The sequence below is a fragment of the Corallococcus exercitus genome, assembly GCF_003611585.1.
GTDB classification, from domain to species: Bacteria; Myxococcota; Myxococcia; order Myxococcales; family Myxococcaceae; genus Corallococcus; species Corallococcus exercitus.
Genome location: NZ_RAVW01000213.1, coordinates 1 through 16,457 on the forward strand (window position 1 = coordinate 1; position 16,457 = coordinate 16,457).

14 protein-coding genes are annotated in these 16,457 nt (G+C 73.3%); 7 read left to right on the top strand and 7 right to left on the bottom strand.

Going from position 1 to position 16,457, the window contains the following annotated elements; all coding sequences use genetic code 11:
- The 3 genes from D7W79_RS24345 to D7W79_RS24355 form a co-directional block, all read left to right on the top strand.
- Nucleotides 1-1,615 (top strand): sensor histidine kinase (locus tag D7W79_RS24345; RefSeq protein WP_216627124.1); only part of this gene is annotated, 1,615 nt, incomplete at its 5' end.
- A 143-nt stretch (nt 1,616-1,758) separates the two neighbouring features.
- Nucleotides 1,759-2,433: a response regulator gene (locus D7W79_RS24350; RefSeq protein ID WP_120527790.1), complete on the top strand. Its 675-nt coding sequence runs from the start codon at nt 1,759-1,761 to the stop codon at nt 2,431-2,433.
- Nucleotides 2,430-3,566 (top strand): sensor histidine kinase, encoded by a 1,137-nt coding sequence (locus tag D7W79_RS24355; protein ID WP_120527791.1) that lies wholly within the window; start codon nt 2,430-2,432, stop codon nt 3,564-3,566. Before D7W79_RS24350 ends, D7W79_RS24355 begins: the two co-directional genes overlap by 4 nt.
- Here the strand turns inward: D7W79_RS24355 and D7W79_RS24360 are convergent.
- Nucleotides 3,481-5,031, bottom strand: a complete 1,551-nt coding sequence (locus D7W79_RS24360) for a glycosyltransferase family 39 protein (protein WP_158617035.1) — start codon at nt 5,029-5,031, stop codon at nt 3,481-3,483. The genes D7W79_RS24355 and D7W79_RS24360 overlap by 86 nt on opposite strands.
- 237 nt (nt 5,032-5,268) lie before the next feature.
- Here D7W79_RS24360 and D7W79_RS24365 point away from each other — a divergent pair, with 237 nt between their 5' ends.
- On the top strand, nt 5,269-5,847 hold the full coding sequence (locus D7W79_RS24365; protein ID WP_120527793.1) for a class IV adenylate cyclase: 579 nt from the start codon (nt 5,269-5,271) through the stop codon (nt 5,845-5,847).
- A gap of 9 nt (nt 5,848-5,856) precedes the next feature.
- Here the strand turns inward: D7W79_RS24365 and D7W79_RS24370 are convergent, their stop codons facing one another.
- Entirely contained in the window at nt 5,857-6,261 is a 405-nt protein-coding gene (locus tag D7W79_RS24370) for a response regulator (protein ID WP_147442032.1), read from the bottom strand.
- 99 nt (nt 6,262-6,360) lie between these two features.
- Complete coding sequence (locus tag D7W79_RS24375) at nt 6,361-8,334, bottom strand: sensor histidine kinase (protein WP_208729826.1); 1,974 nt, start codon at nt 8,332-8,334, stop codon at nt 6,361-6,363.
- A 278-nt stretch (nt 8,335-8,612) separates the two neighbouring features.
- Between D7W79_RS24375 and D7W79_RS24380 the strand changes: the two genes are divergently transcribed.
- From D7W79_RS24380 to D7W79_RS24390, 3 genes are all read left to right on the top strand, one after another.
- A complete protein-coding gene (locus D7W79_RS24380) occupies nt 8,613-9,065 on the top strand; it encodes a Fur family transcriptional regulator (protein ID WP_120527796.1) in 453 nt (150 codons plus the stop codon).
- 176 nt (nt 9,066-9,241) lie between these two features.
- On the top strand, nt 9,242-9,619 hold the full coding sequence (locus D7W79_RS24385) for a response regulator transcription factor (RefSeq protein WP_120527797.1): 378 nt from the start codon (nt 9,242-9,244) through the stop codon (nt 9,617-9,619).
- Between the two features lie 130 nt (nt 9,620-9,749).
- Nucleotides 9,750-10,238 (top strand): hypothetical protein, encoded by a 489-nt coding sequence (locus tag D7W79_RS24390; RefSeq protein WP_120527798.1) that lies wholly within the window; start codon nt 9,750-9,752, stop codon nt 10,236-10,238.
- 80 nt (nt 10,239-10,318) lie between these two features.
- Here the strand turns inward: D7W79_RS24390 and D7W79_RS24395 are convergent, their stop codons facing one another.
- From D7W79_RS24395 to D7W79_RS24410, 4 genes are all read right to left on the bottom strand, one after another.
- Nucleotides 10,319-11,695, bottom strand: a complete 1,377-nt coding sequence (locus tag D7W79_RS24395; protein ID WP_120527799.1) for a sensor histidine kinase — start codon at nt 11,693-11,695, stop codon at nt 10,319-10,321.
- Nucleotides 11,692-12,375, bottom strand: coding sequence for a response regulator transcription factor (locus tag D7W79_RS24400; RefSeq protein WP_120527800.1), 684 nt, complete (start codon nt 12,373-12,375; stop codon nt 11,692-11,694). Before D7W79_RS24400 ends, D7W79_RS24395 begins: the two co-directional genes overlap by 4 nt.
- Nucleotides 12,372-15,485 carry an efflux RND transporter permease subunit gene (locus D7W79_RS24405; protein ID WP_120527801.1) on the bottom strand — a complete coding sequence of 1,038 codons (3,114 nt, stop codon included), beginning with the start codon at nt 15,483-15,485 and terminating at the stop codon, nt 12,372-12,374. The genes D7W79_RS24400 and D7W79_RS24405 overlap by 4 nt, the downstream gene beginning before the upstream one ends.
- The coding region (locus D7W79_RS24410) for an efflux RND transporter periplasmic adaptor subunit (RefSeq protein ID WP_147442033.1) at nt 15,482-16,457 on the bottom strand (976 nt) is incomplete at its 5' end. The genes D7W79_RS24405 and D7W79_RS24410, both read right to left, overlap by 4 nt.

The following is a 16,457-nucleotide window of genomic DNA, read 5'->3' on the forward strand; positions in this document are numbered from 1 at the left end:
CCGCTCGCCCCCGCCGTCCGCCCGTGCCCCGGTGGTGTGGCTGCTGGAGGACTCCCCCACGGAGGCGCAGGCCGCGCGCGCGGCGCTCGCCCCCGTGTGCGACGTCGTCATGTTCTCCGACGGGGCCACGCTGGTGGAGGCCCTGGGCTTCCAGAAGGCGCCGGACGTGCTCGTGCTGGACCGGGAGACCCCGGGCCTCACCGGCCTGGAGGTCTGCGCCTTCGTGCGCGGCAACGCCGCCACGGCGCTGCTCCCCGTGCTGCTGCTCACCTCCCACCAGCGTCCCGAGGACGTCGTCGAGGGGCTGGGCGTGGGCGCCAACGACTACGTGTTCAAGCCGTTCCGGTCCTCGGAGCTGGCGGCGCGCGTGCTGGGGCTCGCCCAGTGGGGCTGGCAGCAGCGCGAGACGACGGCGGCGCTGGACACGACCCGCCGGACCCTGTCCGACGAGCAGGCGCGGCGCACGCTGGCCGAAAGCGCGCTCGCGGAGGTCCGCGCCGCGGAGCTGCGCGCCTGGAAGAGCGACCAGCGCTTCCGGCTGGCCGCGCGCGCCACCCAGGACGCCATCTGGGAGTGGAACCCCCAGACGGACACCCTGGAGTGGAGCAGCGGAGACCCCGACCTGCTGGGCCGGCTGGACGACCCTCGCGTGGCGCGCCAGGACTGGTGGCGCGAGCACATCCACCCGGATGACCTGGCGGCCGTCCGGCAGGGCTTCATGGACTCGCTCGCGGGGACGGGCGACCTGTGGCGGTGCGGCTACCGCTTCCACGACGCGCGAGGCGTCTGGCGGGACGTGGAGGAGCACGCCGTCATCGTCCGCGACAGCGAGGGCGAGGTCCAGCAGGTGGTGGGCGCCCTGCGGGACGTGAGCGCGCGCAAGCGGCTGGAGGCGGAGGCCCGCCAGCGCGGGGACTTCGAGCGGCAGCTCATCGGCATCGTGAGCCACGACCTGCGCACCCCGCTGTCCTCGGTCCTGCTGGCCGCCTCGCTGCTGCTGAACCGCGACACCCTCAACGAAGAGCAGCGCAAGCGCGTCAACCGCATCCGCGCGTCCACGGAGCGGGCCGTGCGGATGATCCGCGACCTGCTGGACTTCACCCAGGTGCGCCACGGCGGCCTCGTCCTGCATCCGCGGGACGCGGACCTCCACGCCCTGGTGGAGGCCACCATCGAGGAGGCCCAGACGCAGGCCCCCGGCCGCGCCATCCTGCACACCCAGGCCGGAGACGGCGCGGGGACGTGGGACGCGGACCGGCTGGCCCAGGTGGTGGGCAACCTGCTGGGCAACGCGCTGACCTACGGCGACAAGGCCGCCCCCATCCAGGTGCACAGCCGGGGCGAGCCCGACAGCGTCGTGCTGGAGGTGCACAACACCGGCACGCCCATCCCCGCGGACCTGCTGCCGCGCCTGTTCGAACCGCTGGAGCGGGGCACCTCCCACCAGGAGAACCGCGCCGACCGCAGCATCGGCCTGGGCCTCTTCATCGTCCGGCAGGTGGTGCGGGCCCACGGGGGCCACGTGGGCGTGACCAGCACCCAGGACACCGGCACCACCTTCACCGTGCGCCTGCCGCGACGGCCCCCCGCCGCGCCGCCTGCGACACGGCCCTAGGACGTCCGAAGCGCGGGTACAGGGCGAGCACCCGCGGCACGTTCAGCACGGCCGAGGACGGGGACCCACTGGCGCTTGTCCTTCCCGAAAGACCACCATTCGCCGTCTGAAGCAGCCGCGGCCCCGCGGCCAGGAGCCTGACCGTGTCCATCCTCATCGTCGAAGACGAGCTGCGCGTGCGGGCCTTCATCGCCCGGGGCCTCACGGAAGAGGGCTTCCCGGTGCGGGAATGCGAAGACGGAGTGAGCGCCCAGGAGCTGCTGCACCATGAGCGCTTCGAGCTGATCATCCTGGACTGGATGCTGCCCGGCCTGTCGGGGATGGACCTGCTCCGGGCGCTGCGCGGGCGGCAGGACGTCACCCCGGTCCTGATGCTCACCGCGCGGGACGCGGTCTCGGACCGGATTGGCGCGCTCAACGCCGGCGCGGATGACTACCTCGTCAAGCCCTTCTCCTTCGAGGAGCTGCTCGCGCGCCTGCGCGCCATCCTCCGCCGCGTGGACCGCCGCCCCAGCCCGCTGCTGCGCCATGGGGACCTGACCTTGGACCCCGCGACGCGGAAGGTGGCCCGGGCTGGTGTGGACATCCTCCTGACCGCGCGCGAATACGCGCTCCTGCGCTTCCTGCTGGAGCACGCGGGCGAGGTGGTCTCCCGGACGCGCATCGTCCAGGCCGTCTGGGACCACGACTTCGAGACCTTCTCCAACGTCGTGGAGGTGTACATCCGCTACCTGCGGGCCAAGGTGGACGCGCCCTTCGACGTGAAGCTCATCCACACCGTGAGGGGCGTGGGCTACGTGCTCCGGAGCCAGCCATGAGACGCCCGCGCACGCTCCGCGCCCGGCTGACGCTCTTCTTCGCCAGCGCCGTCCTGGGGACCCTGCTGCTCTACGGCGGCGTGGTGACAGCGGTGCTCGTCGCGGGAGAGGGGTGGGAGCAACGCGGAGACGCGCCCGGGAAGCGCCATGAGGGCCTCTTCGACGATGCGCTCCAGTCCCTGGGCGCCATGGTCCTCACCACACCGCTCGCGGTACTGGGGGCCACGGCGCTGGGTGGCGCGCTGGCCCGGAGCGCACTGGCCCCCTTGCGCGAAGCGCGGGACCGGGTCCGCGCCGCGCGCGCCTCGGAGCTGGACCTGAGCCTGCCCCTGCGTGGGACGGGGGACGAGTGGGACGAGCTGGCGTCGACCCTGAACGGACTGCTCGCGGACGCGCGCGCGTCCCTGGCGCGCATCCGGACCTTCACCGCCGACGCGGCGCACGAGCTGCGCACGCCCCTCACCGTCATCCTGGGGGAGACGGAAGTCACCCTCCGGCGCGAGCGGACGCCCGAGGAGTACCGCCGCGCGCTGGGCGTCGTGCTCGACGAAACCCAACGGCTGTCGCGCCTCGTGGACGCGCTGTTGCAGCTGGCGCGCGCGGATGCCGGCACGCGGGTCCTGACGCCGGAGCCCGTGGACCTCCACCTCCTGGCGCGGGCGGCCGTCCAGCGCGCGGAGCAGCTCCTGGTGGCGCGGGGCCAGCGCCTGACGCTGGAGCTGACGGGCGGCCCCACGCAGGTCCAGGGCAGCCCCGTCCTCCTGGCCCACGTGCTGGACAACCTGCTGTCCAACGCACGCCGCCACGCGCGGCAGCGGATCCGCGTGGCGCTGGACGCGACGGACACGGAGGCCCGCCTCACCGTGAGCGACGACGGTCCGGGCGTGGACCCCGCCTTCCAGCCCCGGCTCTTCCAGCGCTTCGCCCGGGCGGACGCCGCGCGGACGGGGGAAGGCACGGGCCTGGGGCTCGCGCTGTCGCGCACCCTCGCGGAGGCGCACGGCGGCACGCTCGACTACGCGCGGAGCGGCGACGGCGAGAGCCGCTTCACCTTGCACCTTCCGAAACCGCCGGAAGCCCCCGGGCCGCCACCTGCCGCGGGGGACGTGCGTGCTGACAGGACCAGAGGCTGAAGGTCGTCACCGTCCGCGGACCGCGATGCACCGTCACGGAAGGCAGCTCAGTCACGGCCGCGCAGTGCGCCCCCAGCCGGGTCGCCGCGTCCCGCAGCGGCTGGCGCTGGTCGGCGACGATGATGGCATCCCCTTCCGGATCCGCCGGGTCCCGCCAGAAGTCATAGGCCAGCCCGCTCCCCCCGAGCGCGGCGTCGGACCGCGTCTCCGGGCGGTCCGGGAGATAGAAGGCCAGCTCGCTCGCCGTCTTGTACCCCCAGCCCACGACCGCGGGCGCGGGGAGCCCCGTGGCCCCACGATGGCGCTGCACCGCTTCGGCCAGCTCCCGCCAGCCGCTCACCAGGTTGTCGCGCTCGCGGAAGGGGATCCACGGGCACAGGGGCATCAGGTACATGCCCACCATCAGCACCGCGCCCACGCCCACGCTCAGCGCCGCGTACGCGCGCACGGCCCGGCGCTCACGCAGCGCGCACGCCCCGGCGGCGGCGGCCACCATCAGACCGATGTACGCGGGCGCCACCCAGTTCATCTTCACCCAGTGCAGCGGACTCACCAGCGTGAACAGGGCGAGTCCCGGCAGGCTGGCGAAAGCCAGCAGGCGCGCGCGGGCATCTCCCCTCCACGCCTGCCGCGCGAGGACCGCGGCGGTCAGCCACAGCGCCAGGTAGAGCAGCGGCCCCACGGCCACCGCCTGCAGCCCCAGGTAGCGCCCGACGAGAAAGCCATGAAAGCCATCCACCGTCCGCGCCCGCGACGTGGTCTGGAACGCGAAGGACGCCCAGCCATGCGCATGATTCCAGGCGAGCACCGGGGAGAAGACCGCGAGCATGAGCACGCACGCGAGGTAGGGATGCGGGGTGCGCAGGGCCTCGCGGCCCCGCCGCGTCACCAGCGCCGTCGCCAGCACCTGGAGCGGCAGCAGCGCGGCGGTGTACTTGGACAGCAGCGCCAGCCCGCAGAGCAGGCCCAACAGGTACCAGCGCCAGGCGAAGCGCCCGGGGCCCTGGCCGTCCGGCAGCACCAGCTCGCAGAGCACGCGCAGCGCGGCGGTCCAGCACAGCACGAGCGGCACATCCGGCGTCATCACCACCGCGCCCAGTCCGAACAGCACGGTGGCGTTCGCGGCCAGCGCCGCCAGGACTCCCGCGGCCGGCGAGTACAGCCGCGCGCCCAGTGAGTACAAGACACCGCTCAGCAGCGTGGAGGACAGGATGGCCGGCAGGCGCACCGCGAGCTCGGTGTTCCCCAGCAGCCGCATGGACAAAGCCATCCACCACGCGCACAGGGGCGGATGGTCCAGATAGGACAGGTCCAGGTGTCGCGCGTATTGCCAGTAATAGGCCTCCTGCGGCGCCAGTTCCACCTGCCCGGCATAGACGAGCCGCAGCAGCATGAGTCCCAGCACGAACACCAGGAACCAGGGCGGCCCGCTCGCAGCAGCTGCGCCCAAGGACGTGCGCGACATCCGGCACCCGCCTCTCCCGCGCCCGCCCGGGCTCCAGTGCGCCGTGGCTCGCGAGGACTTCCATCGTTTCATGCCCGAGCCATGCGGCGGCTGTCCCCTCGCCGGCGTTCCCTGAGAGACTTCTCATCGCCCTCTCAGCGGAGAGAGGGATTACGGAATGACGCGGTGCCAATGAATGAGAAGTCTTTCATACAGCTCCCATGGCATCCGCATGAACCGCGACCATCTTGGCGAGCCATGCAGGAGCTGGAGCTCAAGAGTGTCGTGGATGACGTGTCGTTGCGTCGCCGCCGTGTCGAAGAGGCCGGCGGCACCCTGCGCTTCGCGGGGACGATGGTGGACCGGTACTACCGGTTCGCGTCCCAGCCTCCCAAAGGAGGCCAGCGGCTGCGGGTCCGCATCTACCAGTCACCGGGCAACGGCTGGGCGGAGCTGACGTGGAAGGGCCCTGCCCGCCTGGATCAGGGCTACAAGGAGCGCGAGGAACTGACCACCCGGGTCGGGGACGAGGCGACGCTGCGGCACATCCTGGAGCGCTCCGGCTTCACGCCGCACGACCACGTCACGCGGGACATCGCCTGGTACACCTTCGGCGCGGCGACGCTGCGCTTCGAACAGTTCCCCCGCATGGACGTGCTCCTGGAGGTGGAAGGCCCGCCCGAGCACATCGAGCGTGCCATTCACGCCACGGGGATTCCGCGCTCGCGGTTCACTGCCGATCCGCTGGCGGTCTTCATCCACCGCTTCGAAACACGCACGGGGGAATCGGCACGGCTTCACGAGGAACTCCACGAAGCCACACTCTGCCTGCTGTAGCCCGGTGCCTCAGCCTGCCGCGACGGCCCCCCGCCGCGCCGCCTGCGACACGGCCCGGGTGAACTGGTCGATGTCATAGGGTTTCAACAGCAATTCGATGACATCCGGCCCCGTGTACACCTCCGCGCCCTCCCGGTTGGTGGTGGTGAGCACGAAGGGGATGCCCGCGGCGGCCGGGTTCGCGGCCAGCTTCTGGAACGCGCGCCAGCTCAGGTCGAACGGCACGCTGATGTCGTAGACGATGACCGCCGGCGCCGTCTCCCGCACCAGCGTGGCGAAGTCCACGGGCCCGCGCATGACGTCCTGCACGCGCACGCCCTTCGTCTGGAAGCCGGCGTCGTCCAGCACCTCTTCCAGCGCCTCGATGAGATCCTCGCTCCCGTTGAGCACCAGCACGGTGGGTCGCTTTCCCATGGGGGGGAAATTGCGTCCTTCCGCCTGGGACAGCAGCAGCATCCTTCCGCCATGTGTGGGTCAGCGGACAGAGGCGACGGACGTCCGGACGTCCGCTCCTCAGGCGCGGCCGGCCGGGGGACCCGAGCGGGGCAGCCGCACGCGGAAGGTGGCGCCCTGGCCGGGAATGCTCGTCACCGCCACCTCGCCGCCGTGCGCCTCCACGATGCGGTACAGGCGGTACAGCCCCAGCCCCAGGCCGCCGTAGTTGCGCGCGGGCACGGCGCGCTCGAAGCGGCGGAAGAGGCCGTCCACCCGGTCCGGCGCGATGCCGATGCCGTGGTCGCGCACCACCAGCGACGCCATGTCCCCGTCCGCCTGGACCTCCAGCTCCACCGGCCGGCCCGGGCCGAACTTCACCGCGTTCACCAGCAGGTGCGACACCACCTGCCCCAGCCGCAGCGCGTCCCAGCGGCCCACCGCGGACGCGACGTCGCGCACCACCAGCAGGCACCCCGCGCGCGTCGCCATCTCCTCCGAGCGCACCACCACGTCGCGCACCACCTGCCCCAGGTCCACGTCCTCCAGGTTCAGCCGGGGCGCGTGGCCCTGCATCTGCGACACGTCCAGCAGCCCCTCCACCAGGTCCGCCAGCCGCTGCACCTGCCGGTCCGCCGCCACCAGCGCGCGCTCCAGCCGCTGTGGCGCCACCGGGTGCTCGTGCTTGAGCGCCGCCGCCGTGCCCTGCACGCGCAGCCGCAGCGCGGCCAGGGGCGTGCGCAATTCGTGCGCGGCCACCGCCAGGAACTCGTCCCGCACGCGCACCGCCTCGCGCGCCTCGCGGTACAGCCGCAGCTGCTCCGTCACGTCGCCGATGATGCCCGCCATGCGCACCGGCCGCCCCTGCGCGTCGCGGATGGCCCGGCCCCGGCTCACGCACGAGCGGTAGCCCCCGGCCTCGTGCCTCAGCCGGAAGGACACGTCGTAGGGCGCGCCCTGCTCCAGGTGCCGCGCCAGCGCGGCCGCCACCTCGTCCCGGTCCTCCGGGTGCACCCGCGCGAGGAACGCCTCGGAGGTGCCGGGGAAGTCCTCCGGCTTCATCCCCAGCATCTCCAGCAGGCGCGGGCTCCAGTACATGCGCTGGTTGCGCACGTCCCAGTCCCACACGCCGTCGTAGGAGCCGGACACCACCAGCCGGTAGCGCTCCTCGCTCTCGCGCGCGGTGCGCTCGGCCTGCTCCAGCAGCCCCACGCGCCGCTCCAGCTGCCGCACCATCGAATACAGGTGCGCCTCCGTGGACAGCTCGCCGGGCACGGGGGCGGGCGTCGGCCCCTCCGCGCGCGACTCGCGCAGGAGCGTGGCCACCAGCTCGTCGTCCCCCTGCGAGCGCCGCACGAAGCCGTTGGCCCCCACGTTGGCCGCCATGCGCAGGTCCAGCTCGTCCGGCGCGGTGGCGTGCGTGAGGATGACCGGCACGCGCGCGAGCTTCGGGTCCTGGCGCAGCGCCAGGCACAGCCGGAAGCCATCCAGCCGGGGCATCAGCACGTCCGCCAGCACCAGGTCCGGCCGCCGCCGCCGCGCCAGCTCCAGCGCGGCCATGCCGTCCTCCGCCTCCATCAATTCGAAGCGGAAGGGGGTCAGCGCCAGCCGCAGCAGCTTGCGGTAGACGGGGTCGTCCTCCGCCACCAGCACCCGCAGCGACGTCCGGCCGTCGTCCGCCTGCCGCGCTCGCGGCGGCAGGGCCTGCCGCAACGCCTCCACCCGCTGGCCCAGCGACAGGGACGGCGCGAGGAAGCCCGCCACCGGCAGGCCTGGCCTCCGCAGGGACTCCTGCTCGGCCGGCGGCGCCTCCACCCACAGGGCCGCGTCGGCCGCCGTCAGCGCCTCCCGCAGCGCGTCCAGGGGCCCCGCCGCCGCCGCCAGCAGGCCCGCCGCCGCCAGCACCAGGTGCACGGGCGGGGACTCGCGCAGGGCTCGCGCCAGCGGCTCCAGCCCCGCCGCCAGCAACACCCGCCATCCCTGGCTCTGGAAGGCCAGGGCCAGCAGCTCCCGGTGCGGACCCGGGGCTTCGACCAGCAGCAGGGTGGGCTTCATCAAGGGGGCGGAAAGCAGCGGAAGCGGGCGCGGGCCGACAGGTCGTTCTGGACGGCGGGACCCCAACGGCCCACCCCAGGGTGTGGAAAGGGCGCAGTCTGGTGACGGGGGCCTGTGAGTCAAGGCAACCGTGCGGAAGTGTTGGAAGTTGGAAGGCCACGGGCCAGGGAGACCCGCCGCTGGCCTGCCGCGTCACTGGTACAACCGGGCTACAAGTACACTTCGCTTGCACTGGCGAAGGGGGGACTCGAACGCGGCGGTGTGTTATTCGACCGCCCATGGGTGCCAAGAAAGTCACGGCGCAGGAGAAGCTGACCGGGTTCCAGGACCGGATTCGCGCCGCGGGGCTGCGCAGCACCGCCCCCCGCGTGGCCGTGCTGCGCAAGCTGGAGACCGCCACCGCCCCCATGAGCCACGCGGACCTGGTGGAGGAGCTGGGCGGCGAGGGCTACGACCGCGTCACCATCTACCGCAACCTCACCGACCTCACCGAGGCCGGCCTCGTCGTGCGCGCCGACCTGGGCGACCACGTCTGGCGCTTCGAGCTCAAGCGCGCCGGCGCCACCGAGCACGCCAACAACCACCCCCACTTCACCTGCACCGACTGCGGCACCGTGGCCTGCCTGCCTGAAGAGTCCGTGCGCCTCACCACCGCCCGGGGCGTGCCCCGCGCCGTGTCCCAGCGCGCCGTGGAAGTGCAGCTGCGCGGCCTCTGCGACCGCTGCGAGTAGCCCCCCAGCCAGCCAGCCGGGCGCCTGCCCCACATGTGCTCACTGGTAGGCATGCGCCTACATTGGAGCTTCCGCTCTCCTGTCCCCGGGTACAGATTCGTCCTGGCGAAGGCGGGGACCCGCCGTCCCGGCTCGGGGGACGGCGCGGGCGCTCCAAGGCTCGCAGGGGGAATGGGATGGAAGCCCATCACACGTTGCTGGTCGTCGACGACGACATGGACATCCGGGATGCGCTCCAGGACGCGCTGGAGCTGGAGGGCTACGCCGTGCAGCTGGCGGCGGACGGACTGGAGGCGCTGGAGCGGCTGCGCTCCTCGGAGCCCCGGCCGCAGCTCATCCTCCTGGACCTGATGATGCCGCGCATGGACGGCGTCGCGTTCCGCGAGGCGCTGCGCCACGAGCGCGCGTGCTCGGACATCCCGGTGGTGGTGGCGAGCGCGGACCTGGACGTGCGCGACACGGTGGATGGGATGGGCGTGGCGGCCTACCTGCGCAAGCCGCTGGATTTGTCCGCGCTGCTGTCCACCGTGAAGCAGCTGTGCCTGCCGGTCTGAACGCCTGCCTGCTCCACCTGCGGCGGGGCGGCATGGAAGTCATGGACTCAAGGGGCCGGTTGGCGGCGGAACATGGCCGCCCCACCCTTGAGAGCAGACACGAAACACCCAAACGAAAGGGAGCGGGACCATGAAGAAGCTCATCGTCGCGGCAGTGATGTGCCTGGGAACGGCTGCCTTCGCGCAGAACGCCACCGGCACGCCGGAGCACCCGTCGAAGGACGCGCCCAGCGCGCACCAGATGAACGGCCCGTCCACGGGCGTGGAGGCCCAGGAGGTGGGCCCCGCCATCAGTGACACCGCGAAGAAGGTCGTGGGCGCGGACACCTCCAAGGACAAGGCGGACGCCGCCAACAAGACGGGCCTCTGGACGCAGAAGGACGCCTTCAGCCTCAACGGCACCGTGAAGGCCAAGGACAACGACGACGTCACGCTCGCGCGCACCGGCACGCTGCCGGAGGTGAAGCTGGACGTGCGTGAGCAGACGAAGGTGACCCTGGACGGCAAGACCGTGAAGGCGAGCGAGCTGCCGGAGGGCGCCAGCGTGCGCGCGAAGTTCCAGCTGGAGGGGGATGACTCCGTCGCGCTGGAGCTGAAGGCCACCTCGCCCAAGAAGTAGCGCTCGCGGCTTTACGCGGTCCTTCGCCGGGCCCGCTTCCCACCCGGGAGGCGGGCCCGGCCGCTCACCCGAGGCGGCTGTCAATTCGTGGCCGGCCCCACCTCGGGCAGCTCCATCACCACCTCGGCGCCAGGGCCCTGGGGCTCCGCCACATAGGCGTGGCCGCCGTGACGCCGGGCCACCTCCTGCACCACCGCGAGCCCCAGGCCCGCGCCGCGGCCGGAGGGCTCCGCGCGGTAGAACGGGGCGAACACCTTCTCCCGGTGCTCCGGAGGAATGCCGGGCCCCCTGTCCCGCACGGTCAGCCGCCACATGCCGTCGTGCCGCTCCGCGTGCATCGTGATCTCCGTGCCGCCCGGGGCGAAGCGCAGCGCATTGGCCAGCAGGTTGTCCACCGCCTGCCGCACGGAACTCGCGTGGAGGACACACCGCGCGGGCTCCGGCGCCTCCACCGTCACCCAGACGCCCTGCTCCTCCGCCTGTGCTCGCGCCGCCGCCGACGCATCCTCCAGCAGGACGCGCAAGTCCTCGGGCTTCACCTCCCACGTGCCACGGCCGAAGGAGGCGAGGTCCAGCAGGTTGCCCGCCAGGATGGACAGGCGCTCCACCTCGCGGCGGGTCTCCTCCAGCGACTCGCGCAGCTCGGCGCCACTGCGCTCCTTCCACAGCGCGAGGTCCAGCTGGGTGCGCATGAGCGCCAGCGGCGTGCGCAGCTCGTGCGCGGCGCGGGCGATGAGCTGCTCCTGGGCCTCGCGCGCGGACGACAGGCGCTTCGCGGCCTCGCGCAGCGCGGCTTCCACCTCCGCCACCTCGTCCCTGGCCGTCCCTCCAGCGGGTGCTCCGGACCACAGGCCCTCGCGCAGGTGGGTGATGAGGCCGCGCAGCTCCGCCAGCCTGCGCTCCAGCCACCGCGCCTGCCATGTCTGCAAGCCGAAGAACACGAGCCCCAACAGGCCGGCCAGCCCCAGGGTGATGCCATGGAAGGCGCGCACCGCCGTCTCCTCCCACGCCAGCGACGCGGACAGCCGCAGCACGTACGGCACGCCCCGGGGAGACACCACGCGCACCGTCGCGCGGCGCAGCAGCGTGTCGCCCTCGCGCACCGTCTCCAGCCGGGGCGCGTCCGTGTCGGGAAGCCGCTGGAGCCGCGCCCTGGACGTGTCGGCCGTGGGCGGGAAGGCCAGCACGCGCCGCCCGTCCGGCCCGTACACCTCCGCCACCGGCGCGAAGGACCGCACCAGGTCCGAGAGCGGCGAATCCTCCATGTGCAGGTGGGGCTCCCCTCCGGGGCCGTCGAAGAGGCTCACCGCCTCCGCGGCTGCCTGCGACAGCAGCGCATCGTCCACCACGCGCTCCAGGTACGCCTCGAAGAGCTGGCCCGCCAGCAGCAACGCCAGCACCACGCCCAGCACCGGCACGCCCGCGCCCAGCAGCCACAGCCGCACGGCCAGCCTCACCGCGCCTCCCCCTTCACCAGCCGGAAGCCCACCCCGCGCACCGACTGGATGGACACCGCGCCTTCCGCTCCCAGCCGGGCCAGCTTCCCGCGCAGGTAGCCCACGTACACATCCACGATGTTGGGGGGCCCGTCGAAGGCGCCACCCCACACGCGCATGAGGAGCTCCGAGCGCGAGTGCACCTCGCCCACGTGACCGGCGAGCTCCTGGAAGAGGGCGAACTCGCGCCCGGTGAGCGGCTGCTCCTGGTCCCCGTGCCGCAGCACCCGCCGGCGTGCGTCCAGCACCAGCGGGCCGACGTTCCGCACCGGCGTGCCCGTGTCGCCCCGGCGGTGCAGGGCCTCCAGCCGCGCGAGCAGCTCCTCGAAGGCGAAGGGCTTCGCCAGGTAGTCGTCCGCGCCGGCGCGCAGTCCCACCACCTTCTCGCCCACCGTGCCGCGCGCGGTGAGGAGCATCACCGGGGTGCGCAGTCCACGCTCGCGCCAGCGCCGCAGCACCGCGAGCCCGTCCAGGTCCGGCAGGTTCCAGTCCAGCAGCACGACGTCATACGGCACGTCCATTCCCTGCTGGAGCGCGTCCTCGCCCCGCTCGCACACGTCCACCTGGTGGCCCGCCTCGGACAGCCCCCGGCGCAGCAGCAGGGCCATGCGCTCCTCGTCCTCCACCAGCAGCAGCTTCATGCAGGCTCCTCCGGTGCCGTGGGCAGGGACCCGGGCCGGGTGCGGCGCCGGGACAACCACGGATAGAGCGAGGGCAGCACGCCCAGGGTGAGCAGCGTGGACGTCACCAGCCCGCCCACCACCACCGTGGCCAGGGGCCGCTGTACCTCCGCCCCCATGCCCTGCGCCAGCATCATGGGCACGAAGCCCAGCGTGGCCACCAGCGCCGTCATCACCACCGGGCGCAGCCGCTCGCTCGCGGTGAGGCGCACGGCCTCCTTCACCGGCATGCCCTCCGCTTCATGGTGCAGCAGGCGCGACACCCACACCACGCCGTTGAGCACCGCGATGCCTGACAGGGCGATGAAGCCGATGGCCGCGGAGATGGACACGGGCATGCCCCGCAGCGACAGCGCCAGCATGCCGCCCACGCAGGCGAAGGGGACGTGCGTGAAGATGATGAGCGCCGGCCTCGGCCGCCCGAAGGCCGCGATGAGCACCGTCACGATGAGCACCGCCACCGCGGGGATGACCACCGAGAGCCGTCGCGTGGCCGCGGTCAGCGTTTCGTACTGCCCGCCCCAGACGGCCCGGTAGCCGGACGGAAGCGGGACCTCCGACGCCACGCGCGCCCGGGCGGTCTCCACGACCGTGCCCAGGTCCGCGCCGCGCACGTTGAAGCCCACCACCAGCCGGCGCTGTCCCTCCTGCCGGTTCACCAGCGCCGGCGCGGAGGTCAGCCGCACGTCCGCCACGCGGGACAGCGGCACCAGGCTCCCCGACGCGGTGGGCAGTGGCAGGGACTCCAGCGAGAAGGCCTCCGTGTTCGCGCCGAGCCGCAGGACGATGGGCACGCGCACGGGCCCGTCGAAGGTGGCGCCGACCTCCAGCCCCGTGCGCACCCCCTGCACCGCCTCCAGGACCTGCTTCACGGAGAAGCCCACGCTCGCGGCGTCCAGCGCACGGGGCTCCACCTCCAGCAGGGACACCTCCGGCGGCGCGAGCACGCGCACGTCCACCGCGCCCTTCACGCCCGTCACCTTGGCGGCCACGGCCTCCGCCAGCCGGTGCAGTTCGCGCAGGTCCTCGCCGTAGAGGCTCACCGCCACGTCGGCGACGGAGCCTCCGAGCAGCTCGTTGAAGCGCATCTGGATGGGCTGCGTGAAGGAGGGCTCCCCGCCGGGAGCATGGGCATCGAGCGCGCGCTGCATGTCCTCCACCAGTGTCTCGGGGGTGAGTCCGGGGCGCCACTGCGCGCGCGGCTTGAGGGCGACGAAGACGTCCGCCTGCTCCAGGCCCATGATGTCGGTGGCCACCGCGGGGCTGCCCACGCGCGACACCACCTGCGTCACCTCGGGGACGTGGCGCAGCAGGGCGGCCTCCAGCCGGCCGGCCTCTCGCGCGGCGGCCTCCAGGCCGATGTCTCCCCCGCGCGTCGTCTGCACCACCAGGTCGCCCTCGCTGAGCTGGGGGGTGAACTCGATGCCGGCGCGCAGGTAGAGGACCCCGCCCAGGACGAGCAGGGCCGCCGCGCCGCACGCCACCCAGGCGGGGCGGCGCAGCCCGTGCTCCAGCAGCGGGCGATAGGCGCGCTCCACGGCGCGCACCAGCCAGGGCTCGCGCTCGGGAATGTCCTGGGGACGCAGCACCAGGCTCGCCGCCGCCGGGATGAAGGTGAGCGCCAGCACCAGCGAGGTGGCGAGCGCCAGCACCACCGTGAGGGCCATGGGGCGGAACATCTTCCCGTCCACGCCGGTGAGCGACAGCACGGGCACGTAGACGAGCATGATGATGAGCACGGAGAAGAACACGGGCCGCGACAAGGAGGCGGTCACCGAGCCCACCTTGTCGCGCCACGCCTCGCGAGACATCCGGTTGCGCGCGTGACCGAGGTGATGGAACACGCCCTCCACCATCACCACCGCGCCGTCCACGAGGAGGCCGAAGTCGATGGCGCCCAGGCTCATCAGGTTGCCGGGGATGCCCAGCAGCACCATGCCCATGGCGGCCCCCAGCATGGACAGCGGAATCGCCGAGGCGACGAGCAGGCCCGCCCGGAGGCTGCCCAGCAGGGCGAGCAGCACCCCCATGACGAGCAGGCCGCCCTCGGCGAGGTTCTTCGCCACCGTGCGCAGCGTGCCGCGCACGAGGACGCCGCGGTCATAGACGAGGTCCACCCGCACGTCCCCGGGGAGCGCGGCCTTCACGTCGGGCATGCGGGTGTGGAGGGCCTCCACCACGTCCAGGGCGTTGGCGCCGCGGAGCATCTGCACCATGACGTAGACGGTCTCGCCCCGGCCATTGGCGGTCGCGGTGCCGATGCGGGGCAGTGCGCCCGGGACGACTTCGGCCACGTCCGACACGCGCACGGTGGCGCCGTTGGGCGTGCGGAGGATGGCGCCGCCCAGCTCCGTGGCGCCCGGGGGACGGGCCACCGCGCGCACCAGGACCTGGCGCTCTCCAGCGGGGAGGCTGGCTCCGGGGACGGCGCCCGAGGCCTCCTCCAGCGCGCCCCGCACGTCGGAGAGCGTCAGCCCGCGCGCCGCGAGCTTCACCGCGTCCGCGCGCACCTCCAGCGTGCGCTGCTGGCCTCCCCAGCTGTTCACCTCGACGACGCCCGGGACGGCGCGCAGGAGCGGGGCCACGCGGAACTCGGCCAGCTCTCGCAGCTCGGCGGGGGTGCGCAGGGGGGAGCCCAGCGTGAAGTGGAAGACCTCCCCGAGTCCGCCCGTGAGGGGGCCGAGCTCCGGCACCTCCACGCCGAGGGGGAGGCTGGAGGCGAGCCCGTTGAGGCGCTCCTGCACGCCCTGGCGCGCGCGGTAGGCGTCCACGGAGTCCTCGAAGACGGCGGTGACGGAGGAGATGCCGTAGCGTGAGAGGCTTCGGTGCTCGACGAGGCCGGGGACGCCGCCGAGCGCGGTTTCGATGGGACGGGTGACGAGCCGCTCGACCTCCTCCGGCGTGAGGCCCGGGGCCCGGGTGAGGATGAGGACCTGATTGGTGGTGATGTCGGGCAGCGCGTCCAGCTCCAGGCGCCACGCCACCACGCCCGCGGCGAGGGCGAGCACCGCCGTCAGCGCGAGCACCTGGACGCGATGCCGGACGCTGGCCTCCACGAGGCGGGCAATCATCGCGCGCCCTCCGCCAGGAGCAGGGCCCCCGCGTCCGCGGCCACCACGTCTCCCTCTCCGGCTCCACGCACCAGGGCTTCCGCGCCAGAGGTGGCCAGGACCTGCACCGGCTGACGGCGGAAGCCGGCCGCGGTGCGCACCAGCACCTCGGCCTGGCCGGACTCCAGCAGCAGGGCTCTGGCGGGGATGACCCTCACGCCCGGCAGGCTGTCCGCGCGCACCCGCACCATGCCGGTGAGGCCCGAGGGCAGGGCGCGCGGTGTCTCCGGGATGAACCACGCGGCCGTGGTGCCATCGCGCGAGTCCATGGCGGGCGCGCGGCCCGCTTCCTTCAGCGGGAGAGGGGCCTCTCCGGGGAGCACCAGCTCGAAGCGCGCCTCGGCGGGGAGGGGGCGGGCGAAGCGGGCTTCGAGCAGGCCTTCACCGGCTCCCATGATGCGCACCAGGGGCGCGCCTCCGCCTTCACGGGTCTCTCCCAGCACGCCGGAGACCTCCGTGACGATGCCCTCCACGGGACTGCGCAGCGGCACCGGGCCCCCGCGCGCCACGGCGGCCGTGTCCGCGGCGTTGAGGCCCGCCACCGCGAGCAGCGCGAGCGCGGCCTGGGCTTCGGCCCGGGCCTCCGCGAGTTGTGTCTCGGCTTCGGCCAGCTCCGTCAGCCGCGCCATGCCTTGTGATTGGAGGGCGAGCAGTTGCTCCCGCCGCCTGGCGTAGGCCTCACGGCGGAGCGTTGCCGCCTGGTGACGTCCCGCGGCCTGGACGGCCTCGGGCATGAGCACCTCCATCAGCACGTGGCCCTTCTTCACGTGCTGGCCGGGGCGCACCGCGACGCGGGACACGCTGGCCCGGAGGGGCACGCCCACCACGGCGGCGCCTTCAGGCGAGGCCAGCACGCGGGCGGGGGCCTCCGTCAGCGGAACGCCTCGAGCGGGACGGGGCTGGACCCACGCGGAGGCGGAGCTGGGGCGGGGC

Bases quoted from the DNA above. Each gene is read 5' to 3' on its own strand.
- D7W79_RS24355 (WP_120527791.1), top strand. From the start codon at position 2,430: ATGAGACGCCCGCGCACGCTCCGCGCCCGGCTGACGCTCTTCTTCGCC.
- D7W79_RS24370 (WP_147442032.1), bottom strand. From the start codon at position 6,261: ATGGGAAAGCGACCCACCGTGCTGGTGCTCAACGGGAGCGAGGATCTC.
- D7W79_RS24400 (WP_120527800.1), bottom strand. From the start codon at position 12,375: ATGAAGCTGCTGCTGGTGGAGGACGAGGAGCGCATGGCCCTGCTGCTG.
- D7W79_RS24360 (WP_158617035.1), bottom strand. From the start codon at position 5,031: ATGTCGCGCACGTCCTTGGGCGCAGCTGCTGCGAGCGGGCCGCCCTGG.
- D7W79_RS24375 (WP_208729826.1), bottom strand. From the start codon at position 8,334: ATGAAGCCCACCCTGCTGCTGGTCGAAGCCCCGGGTCCGCACCGGGAG.
- D7W79_RS24405 (WP_120527801.1), bottom strand. From the start codon at position 15,485: ATGATTGCCCGCCTCGTGGAGGCCAGCGTCCGGCATCGCGTCCAGGTG.
- D7W79_RS24385 (WP_120527797.1), top strand. From the start codon at position 9,242: ATGGAAGCCCATCACACGTTGCTGGTCGTCGACGACGACATGGACATC.
- D7W79_RS24365 (WP_120527793.1), top strand. From the start codon at position 5,269: ATGCAGGAGCTGGAGCTCAAGAGTGTCGTGGATGACGTGTCGTTGCGT.
- D7W79_RS24380 (WP_120527796.1), top strand. From the start codon at position 8,613: ATGGGTGCCAAGAAAGTCACGGCGCAGGAGAAGCTGACCGGGTTCCAG.
- D7W79_RS24390 (WP_120527798.1), top strand. From the start codon at position 9,750: ATGAAGAAGCTCATCGTCGCGGCAGTGATGTGCCTGGGAACGGCTGCC.